This window comes from uncultured Methanobrevibacter sp. (genome assembly GCF_937906425.1).
In the GTDB taxonomy this organism is placed as follows: Archaea; Methanobacteriota; Methanobacteria; order Methanobacteriales; family Methanobacteriaceae; genus Methanobrevibacter.
In genome coordinates this window covers 1-5,804 of record NZ_CALCYR010000132.1, presented here as the reverse complement: position 1 = coordinate 5,804, position 5,804 = coordinate 1, and the positions used below count along the sequence as shown (strand labels likewise).

The 5,804-nt window shown below is 32.6% G+C and carries 2 protein-coding genes; both read right to left on the bottom strand.

Annotation, left to right across the window (positions count from 1 at the left end; genetic code table 11):
- Positions 1–129: 129 nt before the first annotated feature.
- Positions 130–1,701, bottom strand: coding sequence for a transglutaminase domain-containing protein (locus tag Q0138_RS03790; protein WP_297981129.1), 1,572 nt, complete (start codon positions 1,699–1,701; stop codon positions 130–132).
- Positions 1,702–2,220: 519 nt separating this feature from the next.
- Positions 2,221–5,196 carry an Ig-like domain repeat protein gene (locus tag Q0138_RS03785; RefSeq protein ID WP_297981126.1) on the bottom strand — a complete coding sequence of 992 codons (2,976 nt, stop codon included), beginning with the start codon at positions 5,194–5,196 and terminating at the stop codon, positions 2,221–2,223.
- Positions 5,197–5,804 lie beyond the last annotated feature (608 nt).

Genomic DNA, 5,804 nt, shown 5'->3' with positions numbered 1-5,804 from the left:
AAATACTAAAAAATACTAAAAAATACTAAAAAATACTAAAAAATACTAAAAAATACTAAAAAATAAGAAAAAAAGCTAAAAAAAGCTAAAAAAAGCTAAAAAAAAGAAATAGAAAAGATTTTATTTAAATTAAAATGGAATAGACCTATAATTCTTCAATGAATGATAAGACTTGGTATTCCAGTTTTCAACATGCCCTAAACTGTTTCTGTAACTGGTTCCATCAGCAGAATACCATTTTCCTCCAACATAAATTTGAGCCCATACATGACCTGTAACCAGTCCGGAACCAAACTTACATCCTCGAGCATGGGAATATCTTGCAGGAATCTTTGAAGCCCTGCATAATGCAATAATCAGATTTGAATGATCACAACAGTTTCCTGCCTTTGTCTTCAAGGTTTTGCTTGCTCCCTTCAGTGAATTTGCATAATACTGATAATTCAAATTGTCCCTAACATAATTGAAGATAGCAACCGCCTTTTCAAACTTGGTGGAATACTTTTTGGTTATTGATTTCGCCAATGCCCTAATTGAGGCTGTAACCTTGGCCTTTCCTCCACCAGACAGGTATTTATTAACTCCAGAAGAAGTCTTTACATTCAATCCTCTCTTGTGTTGTCCTGCAGGATCAATTATCTCCAAAGTTGAGGAATTGCTTGAAGGACCATAAAGGCCATTTGCATAGACAGAATATTCAATCTTATAGACTCCTCTTGAAATATTTAACTTAAGATATGCAATTCCCTTGGAATTAGTTGTTCTGAAGTAGTTTTTTCCACCTACAGTGAATTTTATCTTGGTGTTGGACAATATTTTGGAATCCTTACCCTTCAAAAGAAGCTTAAAGTTATTTCCCCTAAGAAGATAACGGACAAGATATTTTGTAAATGTATGCTTGTAAACATTGATTGTCTTATTTAGCTTTGAAGCATAGTAATAGCCGCTTGCATCAAATTTAACCATTATGCTCACACTGCTTACATCACCTAATGGAACACTTACAATGCCATTGGAATCTGTAGTTCGAAGATAAGTTGTTTTTCCTACAACAACAGTCAAATTCTTTTTAGCCAAAGCAGTTCCATTTGAACTGAGCAATTTAATCTTAAAAGTGGAGTTTCTAAATCCATAGCTTTTAGGAAAAACAATGGAAGTCTTCTTATAAACATAAAAAATAGAGGAATTGCTGGATGCATTATAATCCGAATCACCGTTAAAGCTAACGGTCATCCTGTAAGGGCCGACATCATTGAGGGTAACAGGCAAAAATGCTATACCATTCTCACTGGTATTTTCAATATATGATTGATTGAATGAAGAGGAGTAAATGTTAAACCCAATACTTGCCCCCTTGATTGGATTGTTATCCTCGTCAAGCAACTTGACTATATAAAAGTCAGCATCACCAGTGATTTCCCAATTGTCTCCAGTAAGAATTTCAATTTTAGAAAGCTTTTTTAAATCCTCACTTGAAAAATTAGAAGAGAGATTTTCATTGGATTGTGAAAGAGATGAATCAGACAAACTAGAATCAGACAAATTAGAATCAGAACCACTGGTTAAATCAAGATTAATATCTGACACATTATCAATAGACTCATCAATAGCCATTATTTCATCAATATTTTCTCCATTACCCTCAGCGGATAAAATACCATTGTCACTTAAGTCCTCTGCATAAACAGCAGAACTGGACAATAGAAATATTAATAAAACAATTCCTAATGATAAAAATGAAGTTTTTCTAATAATAACACAACCAAAGACTTTTATAAAGTTTAATGATTATTTTGAAATTTTTAAAAATATAAAAATAATAATATTTTCCATTAACACTTTAACATTAACACTTTAATATAAATTAGTAATAATATAAAAAATTATCTTAAAAATTTATTAAGCAATTTAAATAATATTTATTAAAAAATAGATTAAAATCAAATAATAATGGAATAAAATTATTAAAAATAAAAAAAACACTGAAAAATAATAAAATTAAAAAAATACCAATAAAAAGATATTTAAAAATAAAATAAAACGCCAATATAATAAAATTAGAAAAAATACCAATAAAATGAATAGAAATAAAAAAAACAAGAAAAAAATAGTTTAAAAAATTTAAAAATTAAAAATAATTAGTTTAAAAAAAACAACAACTAAAAATAAAAAAAATAATAAAAATAAGAAGAAAACTCTTCTTATTAAAATTTTAAGCACTTAAAATGGTACTGCAGCATATTGTTTTAAAGTATTGAAAGACTTTGTATTCCAATTAACAATATTGCCTAAGCTATTTCTTACACTGGTTGCATCTGCAGAGTACCATGTTCCATCAACAAGTATTTGAGCCCATACGTGACCTGTAACCAAACCACTTGAGAATGTACATCCCTGAGCATGAGAATATCTGGCGTGAATTCCTGAAGCCCTACAGAGAGCAACAACCAAATTAGCCTGATCCACACAATTTCCTGATCCTTGACTTAAGGTGCCCGCTGCTCCATATCTGGTGTTGGCATAATAACTGTATGAGATTTGGTCCCTTACATAATTATAGATGGCCAATGCCTTTGTTGCAGTTGAATTCAAACCTTTGGTCAACTTGTTTGCCAATGTCTGAATTGAACTTGTGATTGTGGAACTTCCTGTACCTACCAAGTATGCAGAAAGGTTTGAAACTGTGTTTTTCTCATTTAAACCTGTCTTGAACTGGCTTGAATTTGCCTTGATGACACTGTTGTTTGTAACATTGGTAACAGCAGAATAAACCCCAACATCAGAACTGTCAAATGTACAATAGCTCGGCAAGTATGAATTGGTCTTATAGAAAGCCAAAATCTTTGAAAATGCAAATGAGTATAGATTATATTCGGCATTTCCATATGAGGAACCTGAACTACTGTATGCAACTGCATAAGCAGGAGGGACCTTATTGGATTCTATGTAAGTAGCAACCCTTTTAGCCAAATCAAGATATTGTGCTTTATAAACAGTAACTGACATGGTTTTTCCAGTTGAATTACCGCTGCTTATACCACTTACAAGACTTATGTATCCATTGTTACTTGCATTTATATTTTTGATTGCCTTGGACATAAGATATGAAAACTGTGCCATGGTCAATTTAGTGTTTGCAACAGTAACAGTATTAGGCAATTTCTGATTGCTTAAAACATAGGACTTGACATTTGCAGCTGCAGTTGTAATGTCTGCAATATAGAATCTGCTGGAACTGTTTACAACAGTGATTGTTGAACTTAATTTTGAGGATTTATAACTTGAAGATCCTGCAAATGAACTTGTAACAGTGTATTTTCCAGCCACCAAATTAATTGTAAGTGAAGCTGCACCCTTTGAATCTGTTGTCTTGTTGTAGGAACCGCTTCCTACAGCAAAAGTCACTTTCTGACTTGCCAATGGATTACCGCTGGAATCAGTAAGTGTTACAGTAAATGAGTCACCTCTTGTAAGGGAGGTTGAGCTTGCCTTTAGGACAGTAGCCTTTGCACTGGCATTTGTACTGCTTGAATTTGAACTGGAACTGTTAGAAGAGCTGGTCTTAATCACAGAACTGTCAAATGTACAGTAATTAGGCAAATAATTGTTAGTTCCATAGAAGTCCAAAATCTTTGAAAATGCAAAGGTGTACAAATTAAATCCGGCATTTCCAACAGAGCTTCCTGAAGCGTTATTCACTGTAGCGTAAGCTGGAGGAACCTTGTTGTTGCCGATATAGGTTACAACCCTTTTTGCAAGATCCACATATTGTGCCTTGTAAACTGTTGCATTTACCTTGTTTGAAGCTGAATTTCCATTGGAAATGCCGCTCAACAATGCAACACTGTTTTTATTGCTTGCATTAAGGTTTGTGATTGCCTTTGCCATCAAGTATGAAAATTCAGAAATCTTAAGGCTTGAGCTGCCTACCTTAATTGTACTTGGCAATGTCTTGTTTGCATTGACATAAGCCTTTAGGTTTTTAGCAGCTGCATCTATTTGGGCCACTGTAAAGCTATTTGTACTTGAACTGTTACCTGAACTTGAATTTGATGAAGTGGTAACTGTCATTGTAAAGGAGCTCTTGCTTGAATAATAGTTGGAACTTCCTGCATAGCTTGCATTCACGGCATATTTGCCTGCTGCAAATCCTATGGTAAGTGAAACTGCACCGTTGGACTTGGTGGTCAATGTATAGGTCTTGCCCTTGACGGTAAGGCCTACCCTTTGACCGGACAATACATTATTACTTCCATCCCTTAAGACAATTGAAAGGGTTTTTCCCTTAACCACAGTTGTGCTGGAAGGCTTAAGACTAGTGCTTGCCTTTGTAACACTGATTGTATTTGTGGTTTTGGATGAGAGATAATTGCTTGTACCTGCATATGTGCTTGTAATGCTGTATTTGGCTACATTAAGATTTATTGTAAGTGAAGCAACACCATTTGCATCGGTAGTCTTTGTATAGGTCTTTGACTTAATTGTAAACTTGACCTTCTGATTAGCCAATGCATTCCCTGCTCCATCTTTTAATGTAACTGAGAAAGTCTTTCCCTTGACAATGGAATTTCCATTGCTCTTGAGACTGGAACTTTGCTTTGTAACGGAAATTGTTGCTGAAAGCTTGGATGCATTATAACTGCTGTTTCCAGCATATGAGCAAACAATAGCGTATTTTCCAACATTCAAGTTGATTGCAAGTGAAGCGACTCCCTTTGCATTTGTGGTCTTTGTATAAGTCTTGTTTTTAATTTTAAAACTTATGGCCTGACCAGACAATGCCTTGCCACTGCTGTCAGTTAAAGTAACTGAGAAACTGTTTCCCTTTTTAACTGAAGTGCTACTTGCCTTAAGAGTGGTCTTGCTTTTTGCACTAGCTCCGAGAGCTGATGCAGAAGCTTGAGCAGATGAACTTAATACACTTTTGGAGTCTTTGGAAATTGAATCCAAATCCCCATCCTCATTTGTATCAGTACTTAAAACTTCATTTTCCGAATTAACATTGCCTGTGGTATTTGCATCCAGACTATATGAGTCTGCATCAGAACTGCTATCTGAAATGCCAGCATCAGAACTGCTTTGTGAAACGATAGCATCAGAACTGCTTATTTCTGTAACACCACTATCAGATATTTCACCCGATACGGAATCATCAATATCTGCAGCAGAAACGGATGAAAGGACTAAAAATCCCATCAAGAGAACTGCCAAAAGCAATGTAAGATTCTTAATTGAAATTATTTCACCTCACATTAAAATCAGAATAATTTTAAAAAATCATATAAATTCATATTGATTCCAAATTTCAAATCCGTTCAAAGTTTAAGAGATCATCATTAAAATGAAACACTATAAACTTTTAATATATTAATCAAGATCATCATTAAAATGAAACATTATAAACTTTTAATATAATTTTTAGAATTGATTGGAAAGATCCCAAACCCAAACTTGAAATCACTTTTCCCAAATCAAATTCAAATAACTTAATACAGTTAAGTAATTAATTTCACCTAAAAATTAAGTCATATAAATTATTCTGAGTTATTTACATAATTTAAGGAATTAAAAAAATCATAAAATCCCTAAATTAGATTAATTAAATATTTTAATTTTAAATTATATAAAGATTACTGAAAAAAATCTTAAAAAATAAGAGCATAAACCGATTTATAGAACTTATAAGAAACAAATATTTATTTTTATAAAAAAATAAAATTAAAAAATTAAATAACAATAAAATAAAAAGTAAATAATTTAAATTAAAACAAAAGAAGAAAAATTATAAATAAAAATTTAAAAAT